At 72.6% G+C, this 21,717-nt stretch carries 21 protein-coding genes; 10 read left to right on the top strand and 11 right to left on the bottom strand.

Translation table 11 applies throughout. The annotated features are described in order from the left end of the window. Nucleotides 1-413: 413 nt before the first annotated feature. Nucleotides 414-1,325: an ATP-binding cassette domain-containing protein gene (locus tag UK12_RS21375; RefSeq protein WP_052682046.1), complete on the top strand. Its 912-nt coding sequence runs from the start codon at nucleotides 414-416 to the stop codon at nucleotides 1,323-1,325. Beyond that, nucleotides 1,322-1,978 carry a hypothetical protein gene (locus UK12_RS21370; RefSeq protein ID WP_045304677.1) on the top strand — a complete coding sequence of 219 codons (657 nt, stop codon included), beginning with the start codon at nucleotides 1,322-1,324 and terminating at the stop codon, nucleotides 1,976-1,978. Before UK12_RS21375 ends, UK12_RS21370 begins: the two co-directional genes overlap by 4 nt. Before the next feature lie 235 nt (nucleotides 1,979-2,213). On the opposite strand, the gene UK12_RS39870 is transcribed toward UK12_RS21370, so the two are convergent. The 3 genes from UK12_RS39870 to UK12_RS21360 are packed head-to-tail and all read right to left on the bottom strand — an operon-like array spanning nucleotide 2,214 to nucleotide 3,533. Continuing rightward, nucleotides 2,214-2,420 (bottom strand): hypothetical protein, encoded by a 207-nt coding sequence (locus UK12_RS39870; RefSeq protein ID WP_156178849.1) that lies wholly within the window; start codon nucleotides 2,418-2,420, stop codon nucleotides 2,214-2,216. 11 nt (nucleotides 2,421-2,431) lie between these two features. After that, a complete protein-coding gene (locus UK12_RS21365) occupies nucleotides 2,432-3,016 on the bottom strand; it encodes an isochorismatase family protein (protein ID WP_045304676.1) in 585 nt (194 codons plus the stop codon). A gap of 58 nt (nucleotides 3,017-3,074) precedes the next feature. Next, on the bottom strand, nucleotides 3,075-3,533 hold the full coding sequence (locus UK12_RS21360; RefSeq protein ID WP_052682045.1) for a hypothetical protein: 459 nt from the start codon (nucleotides 3,531-3,533) through the stop codon (nucleotides 3,075-3,077). A gap of 358 nt (nucleotides 3,534-3,891) precedes the next feature. Here UK12_RS21360 and ligA point away from each other — a divergent pair, with 358 nt between their 5' ends. Together ligA and UK12_RS21350 are read left to right on the top strand one after the other, a co-directional pair. Beyond that, on the top strand, nucleotides 3,892-6,018 hold the full coding sequence (ligA, locus tag UK12_RS21355; RefSeq protein ID WP_197085055.1) for an NAD-dependent DNA ligase LigA: 2,127 nt from the start codon (nucleotides 3,892-3,894) through the stop codon (nucleotides 6,016-6,018). A 157-nt stretch (nucleotides 6,019-6,175) separates the two neighbouring features. After that, nucleotides 6,176-6,601: a VanZ family protein gene (locus UK12_RS21350; protein ID WP_045304675.1), complete on the top strand. Its 426-nt coding sequence runs from the start codon at nucleotides 6,176-6,178 to the stop codon at nucleotides 6,599-6,601. Here the strand turns inward: UK12_RS21350 and UK12_RS21345 are convergent. Together UK12_RS21345 and UK12_RS21340 are read right to left on the bottom strand one after the other, a co-directional pair. Continuing rightward, entirely contained in the window at nucleotides 6,552-6,803 is a 252-nt protein-coding gene (locus UK12_RS21345) for a hypothetical protein (RefSeq protein ID WP_045304674.1), read from the bottom strand. The two genes, UK12_RS21350 and UK12_RS21345, sit on opposite strands and share 50 nt — an antisense overlap. A gap of 103 nt (nucleotides 6,804-6,906) precedes the next feature. Beyond that, complete coding sequence (locus tag UK12_RS21340; RefSeq protein ID WP_197085054.1) at nucleotides 6,907-7,524, bottom strand: TipAS antibiotic-recognition domain-containing protein; 618 nt, start codon at nucleotides 7,522-7,524, stop codon at nucleotides 6,907-6,909. Nucleotides 7,525-7,772: 248 nt separating this feature from the next. On the opposite strand from UK12_RS21340, the gene UK12_RS21335 reads away from it, so the two are divergent. Continuing rightward, complete coding sequence (locus UK12_RS21335) at nucleotides 7,773-8,867, top strand: hypothetical protein (protein WP_156178848.1); 1,095 nt, start codon at nucleotides 7,773-7,775, stop codon at nucleotides 8,865-8,867. Between the two features lie 87 nt (nucleotides 8,868-8,954). Here the strand turns inward: UK12_RS21335 and UK12_RS21330 are convergent, their stop codons facing one another. The 3 genes from UK12_RS21330 to UK12_RS21320 form a co-directional block, all read right to left on the bottom strand. Further along, on the bottom strand, nucleotides 8,955-10,892 hold the full coding sequence (locus UK12_RS21330; RefSeq protein ID WP_045304672.1) for a bifunctional metallophosphatase/5'-nucleotidase: 1,938 nt from the start codon (nucleotides 10,890-10,892) through the stop codon (nucleotides 8,955-8,957). 317 nt (nucleotides 10,893-11,209) lie between these two features. Then, nucleotides 11,210-13,045, bottom strand: a complete 1,836-nt coding sequence (locus UK12_RS21325) for a gamma-glutamyltransferase family protein (protein WP_156178847.1) — start codon at nucleotides 13,043-13,045, stop codon at nucleotides 11,210-11,212. A gap of 235 nt (nucleotides 13,046-13,280) precedes the next feature. Beyond that, complete coding sequence (locus UK12_RS21320) at nucleotides 13,281-14,249, bottom strand: SDR family NAD(P)-dependent oxidoreductase (RefSeq protein ID WP_045304671.1); 969 nt, start codon at nucleotides 14,247-14,249, stop codon at nucleotides 13,281-13,283. Between the two features lie 146 nt (nucleotides 14,250-14,395). Between UK12_RS21320 and UK12_RS21315 the strand changes: the two genes are divergently transcribed. Next, nucleotides 14,396-14,884: a GNAT family N-acetyltransferase gene (locus UK12_RS21315; protein ID WP_045304695.1), complete on the top strand. Its 489-nt coding sequence runs from the start codon at nucleotides 14,396-14,398 to the stop codon at nucleotides 14,882-14,884. Between the two features lie 84 nt (nucleotides 14,885-14,968). Here UK12_RS21315 and UK12_RS21310 read toward each other — a convergent pair whose 3' ends face one another. Further along, the gene (locus tag UK12_RS21310; RefSeq protein WP_052682044.1) at nucleotides 14,969-16,261 is read right to left on the bottom strand and encodes a cytochrome P450; all 1,293 of its coding nucleotides are present in this window, start codon (nucleotides 16,259-16,261) and stop codon (nucleotides 14,969-14,971) included. Nucleotides 16,262-16,697: 436 nt separating this feature from the next. Between UK12_RS21310 and UK12_RS21305 the strand changes: the two genes are divergently transcribed. Beyond that, nucleotides 16,698-17,624, top strand: coding sequence for a hypothetical protein (locus UK12_RS21305; RefSeq protein WP_045304670.1), 927 nt, complete (start codon nucleotides 16,698-16,700; stop codon nucleotides 17,622-17,624). A 346-nt stretch (nucleotides 17,625-17,970) separates the two neighbouring features. Here the strand turns inward: UK12_RS21305 and UK12_RS21300 are convergent, their stop codons facing one another. After that, nucleotides 17,971-18,537 carry a hypothetical protein gene (locus tag UK12_RS21300; RefSeq protein WP_052682043.1) on the bottom strand — a complete coding sequence of 189 codons (567 nt, stop codon included), beginning with the start codon at nucleotides 18,535-18,537 and terminating at the stop codon, nucleotides 17,971-17,973. Between the two features lie 449 nt (nucleotides 18,538-18,986). Between UK12_RS21300 and UK12_RS38255 the strand changes: the two genes are divergently transcribed. The 3 genes from UK12_RS38255 to UK12_RS21290 all read left to right on the top strand — a co-directional run bounded on the left by UK12_RS38255 (nucleotide 18,987) and on the right by UK12_RS21290 (nucleotide 20,244). Further along, nucleotides 18,987-19,310, top strand: coding sequence for a DUF3224 domain-containing protein (locus tag UK12_RS38255; protein ID WP_231591315.1), 324 nt, complete (start codon nucleotides 18,987-18,989; stop codon nucleotides 19,308-19,310). Then, a complete protein-coding gene (locus tag UK12_RS21295; RefSeq protein WP_045304692.1) occupies nucleotides 19,294-19,740 on the top strand; it encodes a nitroreductase family deazaflavin-dependent oxidoreductase in 447 nt (148 codons plus the stop codon). The genes UK12_RS38255 and UK12_RS21295 overlap by 17 nt, the downstream gene beginning before the upstream one ends. Nucleotides 19,741-19,884: 144 nt before the next feature. Further along, nucleotides 19,885-20,244, top strand: coding sequence for a nuclear transport factor 2 family protein (locus UK12_RS21290; RefSeq protein WP_045304669.1), 360 nt, complete (start codon nucleotides 19,885-19,887; stop codon nucleotides 20,242-20,244). Nucleotides 20,245-20,259: 15 nt separating this feature from the next. Here the strand turns inward: UK12_RS21290 and UK12_RS21285 are convergent, their stop codons facing one another. Further along, complete coding sequence (locus tag UK12_RS21285) at nucleotides 20,260-21,456, bottom strand: FAD-dependent oxidoreductase (protein ID WP_197085053.1); 1,197 nt, start codon at nucleotides 21,454-21,456, stop codon at nucleotides 20,260-20,262. Nucleotides 21,457-21,717 lie beyond the last annotated feature (261 nt).

Genomic DNA, 21,717 nt, shown 5'->3' with positions numbered 1-21,717 from the left:
CGGTGTGACGGCGGTCATCCGGGGCGGGGTTTCGGGTGGCCGGGCTGTCGGGGGAGGCTGGGTGTGGGGTTGCGGTGTGCGGAGGATGTGGTCGGCCTCACGGGGATGGAGCGGTGGTGGCGGTCACAGCGGGGTGCAGGGCGGCCGGCGGGCCCGTGTTCTCGGGGCCGACGGGGTGCCCGTACCGGAGGTAACCGGGCGGTGAGCTGAGGCTCTGCCGGGTTGAGCCGTCTGCGACTCCCAGCCCTGCCCGGCGTACTGTGGACGCCGATGTGCCACTTCTGGTGAGCACCGGCGGCTGTGGCTTGCCGGTCGGTCCGCCGGTCGGTCTGCCGGGCCTCCGGGGGTCCGCGCACGGCGCGTACGACGGAAGCGGTGCACCGTCAGTCGACTTGACAGGGTGGGGAGTTGGCGTGCTGCGGCTCGAAGCGGTGAGCAAGCGCTACGGCCGGGGGGAGTGGATCGTCCGGGACGTCCATGCGGAGATCCCCGGTGGAGAGATCACGACGTTCGCCGGCGGCAACGGGTCGGGCAAGTCGACGCTGCTGCGGATACTGGTCGGAGTCTCCAGGCCCACGAGCGGAGTGGTCTCCGGGCGACCTCGGCTGATCGGCTACGTCCCCGACCGGTTCGTCCCCAACGGGCGGATGTCCGCCGCGGCCTACCTGACGCACATGGGCCGCATCCGGGGCCTCACGACGAGGGCGGCCGAGACCAGGGCACACCACCTGCTGGACCGGCTCTCGCTGGTCGGCGGAAAGGAGGCCCGGCTGCACACCCTGTCCAAGGGCAACGCCCAGAAGGTCGCCCTGGCCCAAGCCCTCCTGGTGGAGCCGGAGTTGCTGGTGCTCGACGAACCGTGGTCGGGACTGGGCGCCTCGGCGCACGGCATCCTCGCCGAGATCATGTCCGAAGTGGCCCGCAGCGGCGGCTCGGTGGTCTTCACCGACCACCGGGAGGCGGTCACCAGGGTGCTGCCCTCTCGGGCCTACACCGTCGGGAACGGCGGTGTCGTGCTCCGGTCGCCGCAGGCGCAGGACGAGCACCGGCCGGTGACCGAGATCGTCCTCGTACACCCGGACGGCGCCCACCCGGACGGCGCCCACCCGGGCGGCGCCTGGCTGGACGGAATCGGCGGCGTGCGGTCGGTCGAGGCGTGCGGGGCCCACCTCGTCGTCCGGGTCGACCGGGACCGTGCCGACTCGCTGCTGCTGACCGCCCTGCAGAAGGGTTGGTCGGTAGTGGCCGTGACCCGCGAGGACCGGAGCCGTGACGACCGGAGCCACGACGCCACGGACGCTGTAGCGGCAAGGAGTGCCCGGTGATCGCGCTGATCCGCTACTCGTTCGCCGTCGTGCTGCACACCCAGCGGTATCTGGCGCCGCTCCTGCTGTTCACCGGTCTGATGGGCGTCCTGACCGTCAATGGCAACGGCCCGCTCCCACCGGCGTACGCCTCCTCCGCAGGCGCGCTGTTCGTCGCCTCGACCTGGCTGACCGTCGCGCTGATCAGCCTCGACAGTCCGGCGCAGCGGGCGATCGTGGTGGTCAGCACCGGCAGGTCGGCCAAGGTACTGGCCGGTTCGATCGGTACGGTCCTGATCAGCTGCCTGGCCCTGCTGGTCTTCGGCCTGTTCTTCCCGCTCTGGATGGGCTCCTACCAGGTCGGACCGACCGACCTCCTGCTCGGCACGGTGGCCCAACTCACCTGTGCCCTCACGGGAATCGCCATCGGCCTGCCCTGCTCGCGCCTGGTCTTCCGGCGCCGGGGCCACGCCCTTGTCGCGGCGCTGGCCCTGGTCATGGCCGCCCTCTTCACCCAGGGAGCGCCGCCCGTCAACCGGCTCCTCCGGCTGATGGCGACCTCCCCCGACTCCGCCGACCTGCTGGCCCCGGCGACGGGCATGCTGGCCGCCGCTCTCGTTCTCCTCGCCGCCTCCGCGTGGATCACCCAGTACCTCACCACCCGCAGGGAGTAGCCGATTCGGCTGTCCGACGGCCAGCTGCCGCGCTGCCCGGGGAGGCGCATGTACGTGACCTGCCCGGGCCGTCCTGCCTCAGCTTGTCAGAAAGCGTGGCACCCCCGGCCGGCCCAATCGCCGCCGAGCCCCGAACTACGACGTCGGACTCGCCCTGGTCACCAACCACTAGCGAACAGGCAGGCGAGAACCCCGAACACGACAGAAGATGATCACTGAAGGTAGAACAACAAGCTCAGTCGCCGCTGTCCGACGATCTGCGTCGTGACCTCTTCCGTTCGCCGACGCCCAGGAGGTCGGCGGTCAGTGCGGCCACCGAAACGGCGAACCGGGCATAGGGGGCAATCCTGCGGGCCAGACTCGTCTCCCGCCGTGCGGGCAGGGCGGGCTCGGCCGGTTCGATGGACTGTGCATCACCGGGCGGCGGATTTTCAGCGGTCACCGGATCAGTATTCACCACACGTCACCAGACGAGGGCCGGGTCCCGGCCGGTGTGACAAAGCCGACCTGCACCGCAGCGGCGACCAACTCGACCTCGTCGCCGAGGGCGTGCTCGGCAACCCGGGCCACCACGGTTGCGGGGATGTCGTCGAGGTCGTAGGTCCCGTGCGCGTCGTGCGGCAGGACCACCGAGAAGCCCCGGCTCAGCGCGGTGCGCGCGGTGGTGCTGACACACATCTCGGACAGCAGGCCCGCGAGAGCGAGCCGTTGCACACCCAGGTCCGTCAGCAACGCACTGAGGCCGGTGTCCTCGAACCCGTCGTCCGTCGTCTTCCGGACCACCGCCTCCGCCGGCTCGGCGAGCGGCAGTCCCCACCCGGGAGCACCGGGCTCGTCGACCGCACCGGGCGGTCCGTCATTCTGCAGATGGATCACCAGGGCCCCGGCCCGGCGGGCCCGATCGAGCAGACCACCGACCGCCTCGGCCAGCCGGTCGGCCCGGGGGATCGCCTCAGGACCAGCGAGGAATCCCTGCTGCATGTCGACAACGACCAGTGCCTCCGCCGGAGGTGCCGCTCGGTTGACCAACTCGTCCATGCCCCCAGCATCACAGACCGCGACACCGGAAGCCGCGCCGGGCTCCCGGCCGATCAGGTCAGTCCCACCGGTTGAACAGCAGCTCGCCCAGCGACTCGGGCCGCCAGTAACGGACTTGAGTCAGTTCGGCCGGGGCGAGCTCCGAGAGATCAAGCTCTCCCAGGGGTGTCAGCAGCTCCGTGGTGCCGAGCACCCGTAGCCCCACGGCCGTGAAGCGGTTCGCCCAGCCCGGAGGATCACCGAATGAGGGCAGTGGCTCTCCGGGCCGCAGGGAACCGGAGACGAACGCGACATACGGCAGACGGACATGGCACAGCACACCCCGCACCCGGCCGTCCTCGGTGATCCCGACACTGCGGAAACTCGCCGCCGCCGGCCCCGTCTCGTCCGCCACCTGCCCGTGGACCCGCCGAGCGGCGGCGAAGCACGCACTGCGGAAGGCGGACAGGTCGGTCTCAGGCAGTGGCCTCCTGCCCGAAGTCCAGAAGCCCGTCGCGCCCTTCGCCACCCGCAGCACTGCGGACTCCTCCCACCGATCCCGAGCTGCCATCGGACCGGTCCGTCCAATCGGTCTGCACCGCCACAGCCCATGGCCCACATCATGGCGCACCACCGGCACTGCCTCGCCGGGGGCGCACCACCCTGACACGGTGACGGACTCCTACACCGTGTTCGGCACCGTCGCAACCCCGGCCACCCGGCCCTGCGGCCGTCCCACACCGTGCGGTGATCGGGGACAAGGGGTGAGGCACTCCCGCCGTCGCAGTGTGGTCGGGTAGCCGGGTCACGGCAACGTGACCCGGCTACCCGACCACACGCAGGCGGCCTGCTGACGAACGGCGGTGTTGTCAGTGCCGACCGCAATGATGACCGGTATGAAGGAAACAGCCGTTCTGGTCTCTCCCGCCGCCTACGCCGATGCCGTCACTTCCGCCGTCGAGGCGGCCGCGGCCTACTACTCCGACGGCACCACGCCGCTCGGCGATGACGAGTACGACGCGCTGGTCCGTGCGATCGAGGCGTACGAGCTCGCGCACCCCGATGACGCGCTGCCGGATTCGCCCACCGGGAAGGTCGCCGGAGGCGCGGTGGTCGGGGACGTGCCGCACTCGGTGCCGATGCTCAGCCTGGACAACGTCTTCTCCGCCGAGGAGTTGACGGCCTGGGCCGCCGGGCTGGAGCGGCGGCTCGGGCAGCCGGTGCGCGGCTGGTGCGTGGAGCCCAAGCTGGACGGCCTGGCCGTCGCCGCCCGCTACCGCGAGGGCCGCCTGGTCCGGCTGATCACCCGAGGCGACGGGCTCGCGGGCGAGGACATCACGCACGCCGCCGATGCCGTACTGGGCCTGCCCGCCGTCCTCACCGAGCCGGTGGACATCGAGGTGCGTGGTGAAGTCCTGCTCACCCAGGAGCAGTTCGAGCAGGCCAACCGGATCCGCATCGAGCACGGTGCCACCGCCTTCGCCAACCCGCGCAATGGCGCCGCCGGCACGCTGCGTGCCAAGGACCGCCCCTACCGGATCGAGCTGACCTTCTTCGCCTACGGCGCCCACGCCGAAGCCCACGACGCCGAACACGGCAAAAGCAGCGAACACGGCGAGGACGGCACTGCCGACCTGGGCCGCCTCGACCACAGCGAACTGCTCGCCCGGCTCTCCCAGCTCGGCGCCAACACAGCGGCCAGCACCCCGGCCCACCCCCTCCGCTGCGAGGAGCTGTCGCAGGTCCGGACACGCATCGAGGAGATCGCCGCCCTGCGCGCTTCGCTGCCGTTCGGCATCGACGGGATCGTCGTCAAGGCCGACTCCGCCGCCGACCAGGAGCGGGCGGGCTCCGGTTCGCGAGCGCCGCGCTGGGCGGTCGCGTACAAGCTCCCGGCCGTTCACAAGGTCACCCGGCTGCTCGCGGTGGAGTGGAACGTCGGGCGCACCGGTGTGATCGCCCCGCGCGCGGTCCTGGAGCCGGTGGTGGTCGACGGGGTCACCGTGACGTACGCGACCCTGCACAACCCGGCCGACATCACCCGCCGCGGCCTGCTGATCGGTGACCAGGTCTTCGTCCACCGCGCCGGTGACGTGATCCCGCGGGTGGAAGCGCCGCTGGTCGAGCAGCGTACCGGCGCCGAGCAGCCGATCGTCTTCCCCGAGGTCTGCCCCCGGTGCAACGACGAAATCGACACCTCGCAGCAACGCTGGCGGTGTGTCAGGGGGCGTGGCTGCCAGGCCGTCGCCTCCGTCCGCTACGCCGTCGGCCGGGACCAGCTCGACGTCGAGGGGCTCGGCGGCACGCGTGCGGTCCAGCTCGTCGAGGCCGGTCTGGTCACCGACCTCGCGGACCTCTTCACCCTGACCAGGGATCAGCTGCTCGCCCTCGACCGGATGGGCGACACCAGTGCCGACAACCTGCTCGCGGCCATCGAGACGGCGCGGAGCCGACCGCTGAACCGGGTGTTCTGCGCCCTCGGCGTCCGGGGTACCGGCCGTGCGATGTCCCGCCGTATCGCCGCGCACTTCGGCAGTATGGCCGCGATCCGGGCCGCCGACGCGCAGGCGCTGGCCGAGGTGGACGGCATCGGAGCGGAGAAGGCCGCGGTGATCGTCGCGGAGCTCGCCGAGCTCGCCCCCGTCCTCGACCGGCTCGCCGCCCAGGGCGTCGGCATCGCCGTGACGACCCCGCCCGTGACTACCCCAGCGGCAGCCACGGAAGGCACCGAAGGGGCGGACGGGACGGACGGGACGGACGTCGAGGCTGCGGCCCCGCTCGCCGGAGAGGCCGTGGTGGTCACCGGCAGCATGACCGGTCCGCTGGCCGTGCTCTCCCGCAACGAGATGAACGAACTGATCGAGCGAGCCGGCGGCAAGGCGTCCTCGTCGGTCTCCAGGCGCACCACTCTCCTGGTCGCGGGCGAGAAGGCCGGGTCCAAGCGCGCCAAGGCCGAGGAGCTCGGCGTCCGGATCCTCGCCCCGGAGGAGTTCGCCGACCTCGTCGCCGACCTGATGCTCTGATGTCCTGATCCCCTGAGACCTTGAGCCGGCCTCGGCACCCCCGCCGCCCGCTGCCGCCACCGCCACCGCCGGCCCGCCGGAGCAGCCTCGGGCCGCCGATCGTCACCGCGGCGGCGAACCGCAGCAGGCCGGGCGGCTGCTGCGCAGCCACCGCGCCGTGGGCTTCCTGCTGGTGCTCGCGTTCGGCGGGATGGTCACGCTGACCCTGCTGCCGGACACCCGCTTCCCGTTCGCCGACAACGTCCGGTACGGCGTGCAGGAGTGCAAGATGACGGGCGGTCCCCGACCGTTCTCCGAGCTGCTGCTGATGACGCAGAGCAGCCTCAACGTCGCCCTGTCCGTTCCGCTGGGGTTCGCCGTCGGCTGGGTCGGGTCGTTGCGCCGGGCGGTGGTGGTCGGGCTGGGTGCGCTGGCTCTGCTCTTTCTGGTCGAGGTGGTCCAGTACGAACTGCCCGTGCTGGGCCGGGCCTGCGACGTCCAGGACATCTGGGACAGCCTCTTCGGCCTGGTGATCGGTGTGGCCCTGGGACTGCTCACCGGTCCGCCGGGCCGCCTTCTCGTCCGGCGTCGTCTTCGGGCTTGAGCGCCGCTTCGGCCGTGGTGTGCTCCAGTCGGACGAAGGTGACCAGGGTCTGCACCGTGAGGGCCACGGCCACCGCAGGCAGTGCGGCCCACGGCAGCACGCGGCCGATGGCAAGCGGCACGAGGACGACCAGGGCGGCGAGCAGGGTGGGCAGCCCGGTGGACAGCGCGAGGTGGAGGTGGAGATGGACTCTGTGAGACACGTGGACACTCCCGTACAGGTGGGCGAAGCGGACCAGGAGCCGCGAGAAGAGCTGCGAGGAAGGGTTGCGACGAAGGACCGCAACCAAAGGCCGTGACGAGCGGTCACACGGCCGAGCGGGCGCGGTCGAGGTAGGCGGTCAGGTCCCGCCAGGCGTCGGCCGGGGCCGAGGGGTCGCCGGACATCGCAGCCGGCTCGTGCCGCCAGGCGGCCCGTACCGAGGCGGAGAGCTCGGTGTCACCCCCGGTGAACAGCGAACTCAGCTCGTCCATGCGCTGGACCAGCTTCCGCACCTGCGGAGAGCTCGGGTCCACCCCGGAGGTCCGCAGCGCCTCGGCCCTGCGGTACAGCTCCGGCCACTCGACCTCCAGCAGGTAGTGCGCGGCGGGTCCCAGGGCTGCCGCCCGGTCGTGCAGGGTCCGGAGCTGGTCCTCGTCGAGGTGGCGCCGCAGCGCCTGTTCGCCCGCCGGGCCTGCGCCGCGCATCGCCTGGAGCACGCCGATCAGCGTGGCCGCCCCGGGTGCGCGTTCGGCGGTCAGTTCGCCGTGGATGTGGCGGAGGCGCCGGCGCAGCGCGTCCAGCGCGGCGACGGACTCCTCGACGCGCGCCAGGTGTTCGCCCACCAGCCGGACCGGGTCGACCCCGGCGTCCAGGCAGACGGCGATGCTCTCCAGTCCCAGACCGAGCCGGCGCAGTGCGAGTACCTGGTAGAGGCGGATCACGTCCTGCTCGGTGTACTCGCGGTGCCCTGCGGCCGTGCGCCGCGACGGGCTGGAGGCGGATCCGGTCCCAGTGGTGCAGGGTGCGTACCGTCAGCCCGCTCGCCTCGGCGAGCGCCCCGACCTTCCAGGTCTGTTCGAAGCTCATGCCTCAACGATGCCCCCTGACGTCGCGTGAGGTTCAAGCCCCGCTGCGTCCGGCCGGCCCGGACTGTTTGCCCGTGCCGTCGCGGTCGGGAATGATCTTCGCCGTGACGATCTTCCTCACCGTTGTGCCGGCCGCCCTCCTCGCCTGGCTGATCGGCCGTCGCCTCGGCCGCGCCCGGCTCGCGAACTGGGCACGCGACCGGTTCGACCCGGCCGAGTACGGGCTGGTACCGCGCGACCGGCTCGACGCCCGCCGTGCGGGTCCGGCCATCCCGCTCCGGCAGTACCAGGAGATGCAGGCCATCGCGGACGCGGCCTGGGAGGGTGACTGGCGTCCGGCGGCCGCCTACCTGGAGGCTGCCGGCCAGGACTGGGACGAGCGCTGGACCCGGCTGGAACTGCTGCAGGAGATCGCCCGCAGCGAGGATGCCTGGCTGGTGGACTGGCGGGCGGCCCGGCCCAAGGACAGCGACGCCGCCACCCTGCACGCCCAGCACCTGCTGCACCAGGCCTGGGAGATCCGCGGCACCGGCGATGCGAACGAGGTCCCGGCCGAGCGGATGGCGCGCTTCGGGGAACTGCTGACCGCCGCGATGGCGGCGGCGCGGGAGGCGTCCGAACCGGCCCCGGGGGACCCCGGCCCGTGGGTGGTCATGATCACCGCCGCCCGTGGACTGCGGTACTCCCCGGAGCAGTTCCGCGCCCTGTGGGAGGGTCTCGTCGAGCGTGCCCCCCACCACTACGCGGGCCACTGGCAGGCGCTGCAGTACTGGTGCGCCGAGTGGTCCGGCTCGGACCGGCTGATGCTGGAGTTCGCCGAGCGCGCCGTGCGCTCGGCACCGGCCGGCAGCCCGCTGGCCGGGATGTACCTGCACGCGCTGTACGAGCTCACCACGCGCTCGCCCCGCTCGGCCGTCCCCTCCTCGCGCAAGGCCGGGAACCTGCTGGCGGACGTCGCCCGGTCGCTGGACCAGGTCCCCGCCGACGACGAGCGGCTGCCCCCGCTGAGGCATCTGCTGGCCCATCTGCTGGGCCGGGCCGGCCGGTACGACGCGGCGCTGGAGCAGTTCCGCCTGCTCGGCCCGTGGTGCGGCGCGGAGCCGTGGATCCGGGAGAAGGACCCGGTCGCGGCGTTCGACCTGGCCCGGGGCATCGCCGCGAAGAAGGCCGGACCGGCCCGGCCGGGTACGTCCCCCTGACCGGTCGGCGCGCGACCGTACCGGCCCGCGCGCCGACCGAGCCCGTACCCCTTACCCGTGCCCCGTACCTGTACTCGACGAGACCGTTCAGCAGGGGATGCGGAACCCGCCGACGGTCGGCTGCGCGGCGGCCTCGGCGCGCCGCGTGGCACCGGCACCCGCGCGCAGGGCCGGTGGCGCGGTGAACTCACCGGTCCGGGCGCCGCGTGCGGTGGCGTTCTTGACCGAGACCCGGTTCAGCGGGGCCGGGGTGAGGCGCTTGCGGGACTTCACGTATCCGACGAAGCTCTCGAAGTCCCTGGTGTGCCGGAACGGTTGGGTGTAGCCGGTGAAGGCCGGGTACCCGTCCGCGCCGATCAGGGTGTAGGCGGGCATCGCGATCCGGTAGGAGCGGGCCTCGTCCAGCGGCACTCCGTCGATCAGGACGTCGCGGGGGTCGACCCGGTGGCCGACGGGGCCGGTGGCGTCGAAGCTGTAGCGGACGTTCTGCGAGACGGCCAGCGGTGCGAACTGCAGCCTGCCGCCGCCGGCGTCGGCCCACTGCTGCTCCAGGGCGTCGTGGATCTGCGCGCCGGTGACGGTGACGGTGATGATCGCGTCACCGTAGCCGACGGCGTTGAACACCTGCCCGAAGGTGACCGTTCCGCCCGACCGGGTGTCGTAGCCGAGGTCGCCGCCGATGATGCACTGGCCGACACGGGGTGCGACGGCGATCACGGCCAGGTCCGCGGGGGCGGCGGGGTAGGCGTTGCCGTCGTTCATCGGTTCCTGCGGCTGCCGCCCGGCCCAGTACGCCCAGTCGGCCACCAGGTCGCCGAGGGTGCTCTCGCCCGAGCCGTTGAGCTGCCGGGTGAAGGAGGCGGTCTGCTTGGCGATGGCGGTCCTGGCGCGCCGGTCGGCGTAACCGGCCCAGTAGTCCACCACCTTCTTCAGCTCCGGATCCGGTGCCACGTCCCGGGTGTTGGGATGGTTGGTGGAGGTGGTCAGGGCGCGGACCACCCGGCCGGTCGCCGGGTCGAGCCGCAGGCTGATCTCGTTGATCAGCTGGCCGTGGCAGCCGGCCTCCACGAACGGGCGCGGCACACCGTTCGGATCGGGGACCATCATGTTGAAGGCGCAGTGCCAGTGGCCGGTGACGATCGCGTCGATGTCGGGCGAGACGCGCAGCGCCAGGTCGTAGGCGGGGCCCGAGGGGTTGCTGCCGCTGTTGAAGTCGCTGCCGGCGACCGCGCCGTCGTGCATGCTCAGCACGATCGCGTTGACACCGCGTGACTTGAGCTCGGCCGCACAGCGGTTGGCGCTCTCGATCTCGTCGAGGGAGGCCAGCGCGGGCTGGAACGAGGCGGGGAAGGACTCGGTGCCGATCGCGGTCAGATGGATGAACCCGATCGGGAGCCTGCGGCCCTTCCCGGCGTCCACCCACTCGATGTTGTAGGGCGGCAGGACCGTACGGCTGGTCGCCTTCCAGACCATGTTGGCGCTGTAGTAGCGGAAGTCGGCGCCGTGGAACTGGTGTCCGCCGGAGTCCTGGAAGGAGTCGTCCCAGCCGATGCGGGGGAACGGGACGCCCTGCTCCATGTGCTGGGAGAGGAACGCCGGTGACTTGTCGAACTCGTGGTTCCCGGCGGAGGCGAAGTTCAGCCCCATCCGGTTGAGCACCTCGATGGTCGGCTCGTCGGCGAACGCCGTCGCGTCGAACTCCCAGCCGGAGAACAGGTCTCCGGGAGCGAAGAAGACGGAGTTCCTGCGCCCGGCCCGAAGCCGGTTCAGGTGGGCGGCCAGATAGGCCGCGCCACCGACGGTGTACTTCCGGCCGGCGGCACCGGTGATGACCGCGCTCTCGTCCGGTGCCGACTGCAGATAGCCGTGCAGGTCGGTGATGTTGAGTAGTTGTACGTCCACGTATTCGTCGGCCGTGGCGGCGTCTCGCGCATGGTCGTCGGCGAAGGCCGGGATGCCCGTGGCGGCGACGGTGGCGATGGCTCCTGCGCTGGTGATGAAGGCCCGTCGTCCGATCTCTCGCACTGGCTTCACTCTCCTGCGGATGTCCGTGACAGTCTGCGGGACGCATGACGGGAGACCGGGGCCGCCCGGTCGTGGTCCCTGTGCGGTCAGACTGCCGCAGCGCGGACTGCGGCCGGAATCCGAGTGGCATGAACATTCAATGTCTATCCGGCGTCAGCTGCGCACCGCTCGGAGATGAGACCTGTCGAACGATCAACTCGACTGTGAAAGAGCCGAGTTGGCCCGCCCAGTGTCGCATCCCCGAACAGTGCGCAGCCGAGTCCACCCCCCCGAGACCCGGCCGGACACATGCCCTTGCCGCGTGCCACCCGGCCTGCCTACCGCCCGACCGCGTAGCCCTGCATCCCGCGCGGGTTGGCCCCCGCCGACAGGATGCCGCTCTCCGGGTCACGGGCCACCGCGCTCAGCCGCCCCTCCGACCACGGGCCGGCGACCGCCACCCGGTGCCCGCGGCGGCGCAGTTCGGCGATCACCTGCCCGTCGAACCGCGATTCGACCGTGACGTGCGCCGGGCGCATGGCCCGCGGATGGAACGAGGACGGAAAACTGTCGTGGTGCCAGTTCGGAGCGTCGATCGAGCCCTGTAGGTCGAGTCCGCCGCGGACCGGCTCGCGCAGCGCGACGGCGAGGAAGAAGTGCAGGTTCCACTGGTCCTGCGAGTCGCCGCCGGGGGTGCCGAAGGCCAGCACCGGCTCGCCGCCGCGCAGCGCGAGCGAGGGCGTCAACGTGGTGCGCGGACGGCGGCCGGGGGCAAGGGAGTCGGGCAGACCCGGCTCCAGCCGGGCCATCTGCAGACGGGTGCCGAGCGGGAAGCCCAGCGCGGGGACCACGGGATTGGACTGCAGCCAGCCGCCGCTCGGGGTGGCGGAGACCATGTTGCCCCAGCGGTCGACCACATCGAGGTGACAGGTGTCGCCGCGAGTCGAGCCGTCGGACGCCACGGTCGGCTCGCCCACCCCGAGCGCCCGCCCGTTCGGCACCTCGCCCGCCGCGCCGCCCTGAGCCGCCTCCAGGGCGGCCTGCTGCGCATGCTGGGCGTGCTTGCTCAGCCGGGGCAGCCGGCCGCCGGGCCGGCCGGGCCGCAGCTCGGCCGAGGCCCGCTCGGTGATCAGGGCGCGCCGCTGCCCGGAGTACGCGTCGTCCAGCAGCTCGGCCACCGTGACGTCCGAGTCGTCGCCGTACCAGGCCTCCCGGTCGGCCATCGCGAGCTTGCTGCCCTCGATCAGGGTGTGCAGGTAGTCCGGGCTGCCGTACTCCGGGGTGCCCCGTGCGAACGTCTCCGGCAGCAGGGCGAGTTGCTGCAGGAAGACCGGCCCCTGGCTCCACAGCCCCGGCTTGCACACCGTCCAGCCGTTCCACTCGTAACTGGCCGGCTCCTCGTAGCCGGCCTCGAACCCAGCGAGGTCCTCGGCGGCCAGGACGCCCCGGTGCCGCTCGCCCGAACTGTCCATGGTGGGCCGGGCGGCGAAGGCGGCCAGTGCCTCGGCGACGAACCCGGACCGCCACACCCGCCGGGCCGCCTCGATCTGCACCTCGCGTCCGCCGCCCGCGGCCTCGGCCTCCGCCAACAGGCGCCGCCAGGTGGCGGCGAGAGCGGGGTTGCGCAGCAGCGCCCCGGCGGCGGGGGCGTTGCCGTCCGGCAGGTACAGGGCGGCGGAACTCCGCCACTCGGTCTCGAACAGCCCCCGCACCGCCCGGACCGCCGCCCCCACCCCGGGCACTGCGGGGTGCCCCTGCTCGGCATAGCCGATGGCGTACTTCAGGACCTCCCGCAGCCGTTTGGTCCCGTGGTCGCGCAGCAGCAACAGCCAGGCGTCGAAGGCGCCGGGGACGGCGGCGGCCAGCGGGCCGGTGCCGGGCACCGCCTCCAGACCGAGCGAGGTGTAGTGCTCGACGGTCGCACCACGAGGTGCCCAGCCCTGCCCGCACAGCACCTGCGGCCGCCCGCCGACCGGTGCCAGGACGATCGGCACCTCCCCAGCCGGCCCGTTCAGGTGCGGCTCGACGACCTGCAACGTGAACCCGGCGGCCACCGCCGCATCGAAGGCGTTGCCGCCGTCCTCCAGTACCGCCATCGCCGAGGACGAGGCGAGCCAGTGCGTGGAGGCCGCCATGCCGAAGGTGCCCTGAAGGGTCGGTCGGGTGGTGAACACGTCACTCCTGGTGGGTAGTTGCGGCCATCCGGGGTCAGAGGAACGGTTCGGCGGTCGCGGAGCGCCGCTTCGCGACCGGAGGAAGGCTCACCCGGGTGATCGCCGCGCCGTGGTACCCGGACACAGCCGCAGCCTATCGGCACTGCGGCGGTTGTCCAGGGGCCGTACGCCCGGGCTCCGCACTGGCCGTAGCCGAGGCCGTGCGGCGTAGCGGGGCTGCCCTGCACGGGAGTTGTCAGGCGGTCGGGGCGAAGGCGTCGATTCCGGCGAGTCCGGCGGAGAGCTCCCACAGCCGGGCGGCCTGCTCGGGATCGGTGGCGTGGGCGCGCACGCCGGTGAGCGGTGGATCCTGCTCGGTGGTGAGTTCGGCGACGTCGCAGTTCTCGCAGTAGAGACCGCCCAGGCCGGCCAGGAGGGGCGAGGTCGCCGCCCACACCTGGGTTGCCGCGCCCTGCTCGGGACTCTTGAAGGTGGGGTCGGCCAGGTTGCCGTCCTCGTCGATCCAGCCGGCGGCCCGCTGCTCCTCCCGGGAGAGGTGGCGCTGCAACGGCGTGAGGATACTGCCTGGGTGCACCGAGAACGCCCGCACGCCGAACTCCCGCCCGAGCGTGTCGAGATGCAGCGCGAACAGCGCGTTGGCCGTCTTCGCCTGCCCGTAGGCCGACGACCGGTCGTAGCCGTGCTCGAACTGCGGGTCGTCCCAGCGGATGGCGGAGAAGTGGTGGCCGGCGGAGGACACCGACACCACGCGGGCGCCGCCGGGTGCGAGGGCCGGCCGGAGGTGGTTGACGAGCGCGTAGTGGCCGAGGTGGTTGATCGCGAAGTGCGCCTCCCAGCCGGGCCCGATCCGGGTCAGCGGCATCGCCATCACCCCGGCGTTGTTGATGAGCAGGTCGACGCTGCGACCCGAACCGACGAAACGTCCGGCGAACGCCCGGACACTGTCGAGGTCGGCCAGGTCGAGCTCGTCGACCTCGACGCCGTCGATCCCCTCGACCGCCTCCAGGGCGGTCGCCCGGCGCCGGGCGGGCACGACGACCCGGGCCCCGGCCCGGGCGAGCGCCCGCGTGGTCTCCAGACCGAGACCGGAGTAGCCGCCGGTGACGATCGCAAGCCTTCCGGAGAGATCGATCCCGCGCAGCACGTCGTCCGCGCTGCTGCGGGCCCCGAAGCCCGACCCGATCCTGTGCTGAGAGGTAGTCATGGCCCCCAGGCTAGGGATTGGAGTGCGCTCCAGGTCAAGGAGACCGGGGAGCGGGTACCCAGGACCGGCCGGGCGGCGTGCTCCCGGCCGCGGCCGCCACCGGAAATGCGATGGCGTCTCCGTGGCCGCACCGGCATCCTGTCCGGATGCTGATCAGGGAAGCCGACGCGCAGGACTGGCCCGCCATCTGGCCCTTCTTCCACCGCATCATCGCGGCGGGGGAGACCTTCACCTACCCGATCGACCTCAGCCAGGAGCAGGGCCGGGACTGGTGGCTCCTGACGGCGCCGAACCGCACGGTCGTCGCCGTCGACGAGGCCGGTACCGTCCTGGGCACGGCGAAGATGAACCGCAACCACATGGGAAACGGCTCACACATCGCGAGTGCCAGTTACCTGGTCGATCCGGCGCACTCGGGGCAGGGCGTGGGCCGGGCGCTGTGCGAGTACACGCTGGAGTGGGCGCGGGCGGCAGGCTTCCGGGCCATGCAGTTCAACGCTGTGGTGGAGAGCAACGTGCACGCGGTGGGGCTCTACCGCTCCCTCGGCTTCGAGGTGCTGGGCACCCTCCCGGAGGGCTTCCGGCACCCGACGAGGGGTTACGTGGGACTGCACATCATGCACCGCGCGCTCTGATCGGCAGGACCGCCGCGCCAGCACGCACCGTACGTCCCGCACCGTACGTCCCGCCTCGGACGGCTCCGCCGCCGGACGGCGGGCTCAGCGGCGGGCCCTGATCACGGCGGGCATGGGACCGTCGGGGCGGACGATGAAGCCGAGGACGGCCCCGGTCGGGGCAGCCCGGTAAGCGGGGGTGAAGGCGGGCAGCAGGAGTTCGAGGAGAACCGTCATCTCGCGCATGGCGAACTGCAGACCGAGGCAGGCGCGGGCGCCGATCCCGAACGGGTAGTACGCGCCGGGCAGGGCCGGCCGGCGGCCCGCGACGGTGAACCGCTCGGGGTCGAACCGCTCCGGCTCCGGCCACAGCTGCGGATCACGGTGGGTCAGGTAGGGGCAGACGAACAGGTCGGTGCCCGCCTCGATCCGGTAGCCGGTCAGGACGTCGTCCTCGACGGCATGACGAGGCATCAGCCACGCCGCCGGATAGAGCCGCAGGGTCTCGCCGACCAGAGCCTGGACGGCGTCCCTGCGCGCGGGGGAGCCCGCTGCGCCGGCGTTCAGGGCCCAGTCCTGGAGCCGGGGGTTGCGGTCGAGCAGCAGATACAGCCAGGCCAGGGTCTTCGCGGTGGTCTCGTGCCCGGCGACCAGCAGGGTGACCAGCTCGTCGCGGATCAGCCGGTCGGTGTACTCGGGGCGGCCCGCCGAGGCGTCCAGCAGGACGTGCAGCAGACCCGGACCGTCCGGACCGGCGGGTCCACGGCGGGCGGCCGCGATCGCGTGCTCGGCGACGGCGTCGATCCGGGCGAGGTCCTCGGCCACCGCCGCCTCGACGGCGGCCTGCCCGGCGCCGGGCGCGGTGGGCGTGGTCGGCAGGGCGGCCACGACCGTCTCGATGGCGCCGAGCTCGCGGTGGGTGGCCTCGTCGAGGGGGTGGCCGGTGAGGGAGCGCCAGATGGTGTCCAGCGCGAAGAACCGCATGTCCTCGCCGACATCGGTGGGCCGTCCGGTACGGGCGCACTCGGCCCAGCGGTCGGCGGCACGCCGCGCGGCGGCGGCGATCCGCTGCTCGAAGCGGCGGATCCCCGGCCCGGTGAACTGGGCCTGCAACAGGCGGCGTTGCTGCTTCCACTGCTCACCGGAGGCGGAGAGCACCCCGTCGCCGACCAGCATCCGGGCGCGGTGCGAGCGCTTGACGTACCGGTCCGGGTGCTGGGCGAGGACGTGCTGGACCGCCTGCGCTCCGGTGACCAGCACCGTTCGGCGCGCGCCGAGCCGGAACGCGCCGACCCCGCCAAGCGCGCCGACCCGGCCGAGCAGGTCGACCAACTGCCCGCCGGAGGAGCTCCACTGCTCGACGACGGAGGCGTCCAGCTCCGGCGGCGGACCTCCCACGCCGGGGCCGGGCCCGAGGCCCTCGCCGGGCTCGCGAACGGGGCCCGGGTCGGGTGACGGGCCGGCGGGCGACAGGGGCGCTGCGTGCGGGACTCCCGGGGCCAAGACGTTCCTCCTGCTCGACAGCCGAACCGTGTCCATGACGGTACGTCAGTATGGCCGAACGTATCCACCCCGCAGCCGGGCCGGCCGACCCGCCGGGGCCGACCGGGCAACCAGGCTGCGGAGAACGGAACTTGGCCGCCCTCCCGGCTCCGGCCGGCTGCCGGGTTCCGGGCCCGGCCGGCTCCCGGCCCCCGTGCGGCGGAACCGCCCCGGCAGGCCGGCCGGCGGCCCGGGCGTTAGCCCGATCGGTTCGCATCTTCGCCAAACCGCTGCACCGCGCGAGCGGCTGGGGATCCTTCGCGGCGGAGTCCACCCCGATGAAAGGACCTTCATGCCACAGCACCTGCTCGACCGCGACCGCGACCGTCGGCTCAGCCGCATCGCGCGGGTGGCGGCGGTCGCCGCCCTGGCCCTCGCCACGACCGTAGGCACGGCGGGTACCGCGGTCGCCGAGTCGCCCGAGGAGCACCCGATCGAGATCAGCGTGAACAAGGCGGGTATCACCGCCCCGCAGAACCACCTCGGCGGCCTGGTCAGCTTCCGGATCAAGACCGACGATCCGGCCGGCCGCCAGCTCCAGCTGCTGCGCCCGAAGTCCGGTGTGTCGATCGACCGGGTGCTGCACGACCTGGCCGACGCGGTCAGCCGCGTGCCGGCCACCGCAGCCGCCGGGATGCGGGCCGTCCACGGCGAGGCCGAGGCACTGGGTGGTGCGATGGTCACGCCGCAGGTCCACGAACAGTTCACCGAGGAGGTCGACCCCGGGAGCGTCTACCTGTTGGACCTCACCGCCTTCCGGGCCGACCCCGCCCACCCGGTCGTCAAGACCCTCGAGTTGGCCGGTACGAACGGAATGAGCGCCAACCAGGCCCGCTACCCGCACGGCATCGTGATCCACCGGCCCACCTCGGACGGCCCCCGCTTCCAGACCGACGACCTGGACCACGTGCATCTGGCCTACCTGGTGCACAACGGCTCGTCCCAGATCCACGAGACCCGGCTGCGGCCGGTCGCCCCGGGGACCACGGACGCGCAGGTGCAGAGGTACTTCGACGCGGTCGCGGCCGGACGGAAGGCGACGTCCCCGTTCACCGGGCCGGCCACCGGGCTCGGCGCCTTCTCGCCGGACCGCAGCGCCTCGATCCAGGCCCACGGCCTGCAGCCGGGCCGGTACGCGGTGCTCGACCTGGTCCCCGACGAGCGGACGGGCCTTCCGCACGCGGCCCTCGGCATGCACCAGGTCGTCGACCTCAAGTAACGGGCCACCGGCCCGAGAGCCGACGGTGAGCGGCTGGGCAGCACCGCTCCCGCCGTCGGCACGACAGCCGGAGGGGCCAGGTAGACGTCCTCGGCCCCTCCGGCCTTCGTACCCCCATCCTCCACCGCCTCGTCGTCGCCGTCCAGGCGTCCCGGTCGTCCTCCCCGGCGCTCGCCGGGGCAACGTGAGAATCGGACATCTGGCTGCGCAGAGCTCGGTCGGCCGGTCGAATCCGCCGGTCGGTACGGTCAGTTGAGCAGCAGCGCCGCGTCCCAGGCCGTCGACGGCCCGCCGGAGGACGCACCGCCCAGGGACGCACCGCCCCCGGCCTCGGCGGCGTGGGCGCTCAGTGCGAGGGCGATGCCCGCCGCTCCGTCCAGGAAGCTCGCCCGGTGCGGAGCCTGCCGCAGGCCGGGGCGCTCAGCGCCACCCCGGCGCGGTCGGCGTCCAGCCGCTGCCGCTCCGCGGCCAGCAGCGCGCCCAGCCGTTCCGCCACCTTGGCGTCCAGGGCCGCCAGCAGGCCCGCGTAGTCGCCGGCGGAGCGCTGCGAGACGCGCACGGCGAAGGCCAGCGACGCCGCACCGCCGAACAGTCCGCAGCTCTGCGGCCCAGCGCCCAGACCGTCCGCGGCCCGCGCCAGATGGGCATCCGCGGCCGACCTGAACTCGACTCGGCGACACGAGAGTTCGGCGAACAGCAGCGCGACCCGGGGGTGCGCCTCGGCGAGCCCGAGAGCGTTCCACGGCGGAGCGGGCGCGGGCATGCCCGGTACGAAGTCCGCATTCCCCTCGGCGGTCGCGGCAGCCACCACCCGCTCCGGATCCGCCAGTCGCTCGGCCAACTCGTCGACGACCGGGGCGGCGCGGCTGCGGAGCCCGTCCGAGACGTCGGATTCGGTACCGGTGAGTGTCACGAGGTCCTCCTGATGCGCTCCTGGCGGGCCTGCACAGCGCCGTGCGCGGCGGCCATCGCACCGCGCTCCGACCACCGGTGTCTCCATTCGCGGCACGTCACTGGGAACGGTTCGCCGGGCGATTGTGCCAGCGGGAAGTTCGCGCCGGACGGCGGCTGGCCGGGCACTGCGGAATTCGGCTGCCGATCACCCGTGCAGGCGAGCCGTGAGCAGCGTGCAACACCCGAAGGCACCGCCACCGAAGCACGCGGGGTGCTGCCGAGAACGCGGCAGGGCCGCTCACCATCGGCGGTGAACGGTTTCCTGCGGCCGGTGTGGGACCGAGTGCAATTGCGGGAATCAGCCGTTTCCGCAGCTGCCGTTGATGGTCGTGCAGTAGGTCAGCAGCGACTGGAGGCACGGCAGCCCGTTGGTGTTGATCGTGCGTTCGTGTGCCACGACGGTCCCGGGTGACCGGCACCTATGTGGCCATGGAGTCCTTCGAAGGGTCACTGCTCGGCCACAGCGGCGCCTTCAACTTCGCGCACTCGGCCACGACTTCCGGCGGTGACCGGACCGCCGAGTTCTTCACCGTCGTCCCCGGGAGCGGCACGGGAGAGCTGACCGGCATCGTCGGCACCGGCGGGATCGATATCCGGACACCGGTGGTTCGAAATGCCCGTCGTCCGGGCCCCGGTGGTGAATCATGGTGGTATCGGATCCGACCGCCGGCTGTGGCCGGCACGGTGTGGGACATCGACGATGGGACGGGACAGCATGCCTCTTCAGGGTGAGTACGAGCCGAGTCCGGAGCGTTGGGTGCGCGAGCAGGTCGAACTGTACGAGTCCTCCGGTGGTACCGAGGGAACGACCATGCGCGACCTGCCGGTTGTCATCCTCACGACGCTGGGCGCGAAGAGCGGCAGGATCCGCAAGACCCCGCTGATGCGGGTCGAGCACGAAGGGACCTACGCCGTCGTCGCCTCGCTGGGCGGCGCCCCCAAGCATCCGGTCTGGTACCACAACGTCGTCGCCGATCCCCGGGTCGAGCTCCAGGACGGCCCGAAGCGCCAGGACATGACGGCCCGTGAGGTACACGAGGACGAGAAGCGACTGTGGTGGGCGCGCGCGGTCGCGGCCTACCCGGACTACGCCGATTACCAGGAGAAGACGGATCGGGCGATCCCCGTCTTCGTCCTGGAACCGGCACCCGGCGGACACTGACCCCGCGACGACCCCGCGACCCGGCGCGATCCCGGCAGAGCCCGAACTCCCGGCGGCGGCCCGCCCGGTACCGGCCGGCGTGCCCGCGTCCACGACCCGGACCGGGCCGCCGCCGTCGGCCCCGTGCTGTTAGCGTCCCGGGGCATGGACCTCGCATTCGCGCAGCACTTCACCGAGGAGTGGGCCGCCGCCTGGAACTCCCACGACCTGGAGCGCATCCTGGCCCACTACACCGAGGACGTGGTCTTCGCCTCGCCCAGGATCGTCCAGCTGCTCGGCGACCCGTCGGGAGAGGTACGCGGCAAGGACGCCCTGCGTGCGTACTGGGGCAAGGGCCTGCGACTGCTGCCCGACCTGCACTTCACCGTCGAGGACGTCCGGGCCTCCGTCGACACCCTGGTCATCAACTACCGCAACGAGCGGGGCCAGGCCGTCGCCGAGGTGCTGACGTTCCGTGCGGGGCTGGTCTGCCGGGGCTTCGGCGCCTACGGACCCGAGGTCTGAGCCTCAGGCCCTCGACTACGCGTCCCGGGGCGTCCCCGGCAGCGGGGTGTCCCAGTCCAGGAGCCGCAGCAGTTCCTCGTCCACGCGCGGGGCGGGGCGCTCCGAGTCCCGCCGCTGCGGACCGTCGGTGCCGGGCGGCCGGTCCGTGTTCCGGCTCGCGGTGAGCTGGGCACTGGTCGCGATGTTGAGCTCGACGCGGGGCCTGCGGTGCCGTTCGTAGGAGTCCAGCGCCGCGGCGGGCGTCTCCGCGTCGCGCAGCGCCTTGGCCAGGACCACGGCGTCCTCGAGCGCCATCGAGGCGCCCTGGCCGGTCGCGGGTGAGGCCGCGTGCGCGGCGTCGCCGATGAGCACGGTACGCCGGCCGTGCCAGCGGGTGCCGGGGCTCAGGTGCAGGGCGTTGGTCACCATCAGCCGGTCGGACGTCGCCGCGACGATGTCGGCGGCGGGCGTGCGGTCGGGGCGCAGGATCGGCACGAGCCGGTCCCGCCACTGTCCTGGCGTCGTGGTGGCGAGCTCCTCGGCGCTCACCGCCGGTCCGGGCACGCGCGCGAACCAGAAGGTCTCCCCGGCCGGGGAGACCAGGTAGCCGAACGCTGCACCACTGCCACGGATCATGGTGATGCGGTCCGGATCGCCCTGGGGCGGAGCCGCGTCGGCGGTGTAGCCGTAGAAGACGCTCTGGCCCGCGTACTCGGGTCCCGGTGCCGCCGGATCGAGCTGTGAGCGCACGGTCGAGTGCAGGCCGTCCGCACCAACGATCAGGTCGCCGGTCGCCGAACTGCCGTCCGCGAACACCGCGGTGGCAGCCGTCGCGCTCTCCGTGACGGCGGTGAGCCGCGCCCCGTGCCGGATCGGGATCTCCCGGCGGCGGACCTCGTCCTGGAGCGCCGCGCCCAGTTCGGCACGGCGCAGACAGCGGTAGCGGGTCAGCGGGTGGTGGTGCTCGCCCAGCGGCATGGCCGCGAGCTGGGCCCCGGCCTCGTCGGTGACGGTCATCGCGGTGACCGGGAAGCCGAGGTCGGCGATCAGCGCGGCCGCGTCGAGCTGCGCGAGCGCGCGCATGCCGTTGCTCGCCAGGGTGAGGAAGGCGCCGATGTCGGCGCCGGCGTCCGGATGCGCCTCGTGCACGGTGACGTCGAATCCCGCCTTGTGCAGTGCCAGCGCGGCCGCCGTTCCGGCGATCCCGCCGCCGATGACCATGATCTGTGCCAACTCAAGTCCCCTTCCCCGTACCGCGCCGGCTGCCGGCAGCGTCCCGTGCTGACCCTGGCGTCGAGGTGCCTGAGCTTTCGACGGGACGGGTGTGCGTGGCCGGATCTCTCCCCTGGACGAGCCCGTGTCCCCCGGGGTCGCGGCCTGGTCCCGGACCCGCTCGGGTTACTGGGGGTGGTTGTTCGGGGGTGGGGGGAGGAGTTGTTCGGCCCAGATGATTTTGCCGTCGGGGGTGTAGCGGGTGCCCCAGTGTTCGGCGAG

The organism is Saccharothrix sp. ST-888, from assembly GCF_000955975.1.
Taxonomy (GTDB): domain Bacteria; phylum Actinomycetota; class Actinomycetes; order Streptomycetales; family Streptomycetaceae; genus Kitasatospora.
The sequence above is the reverse complement of the archived record's forward strand: the minus strand, read 5'-3'. Positions and strand labels throughout refer to the sequence as shown.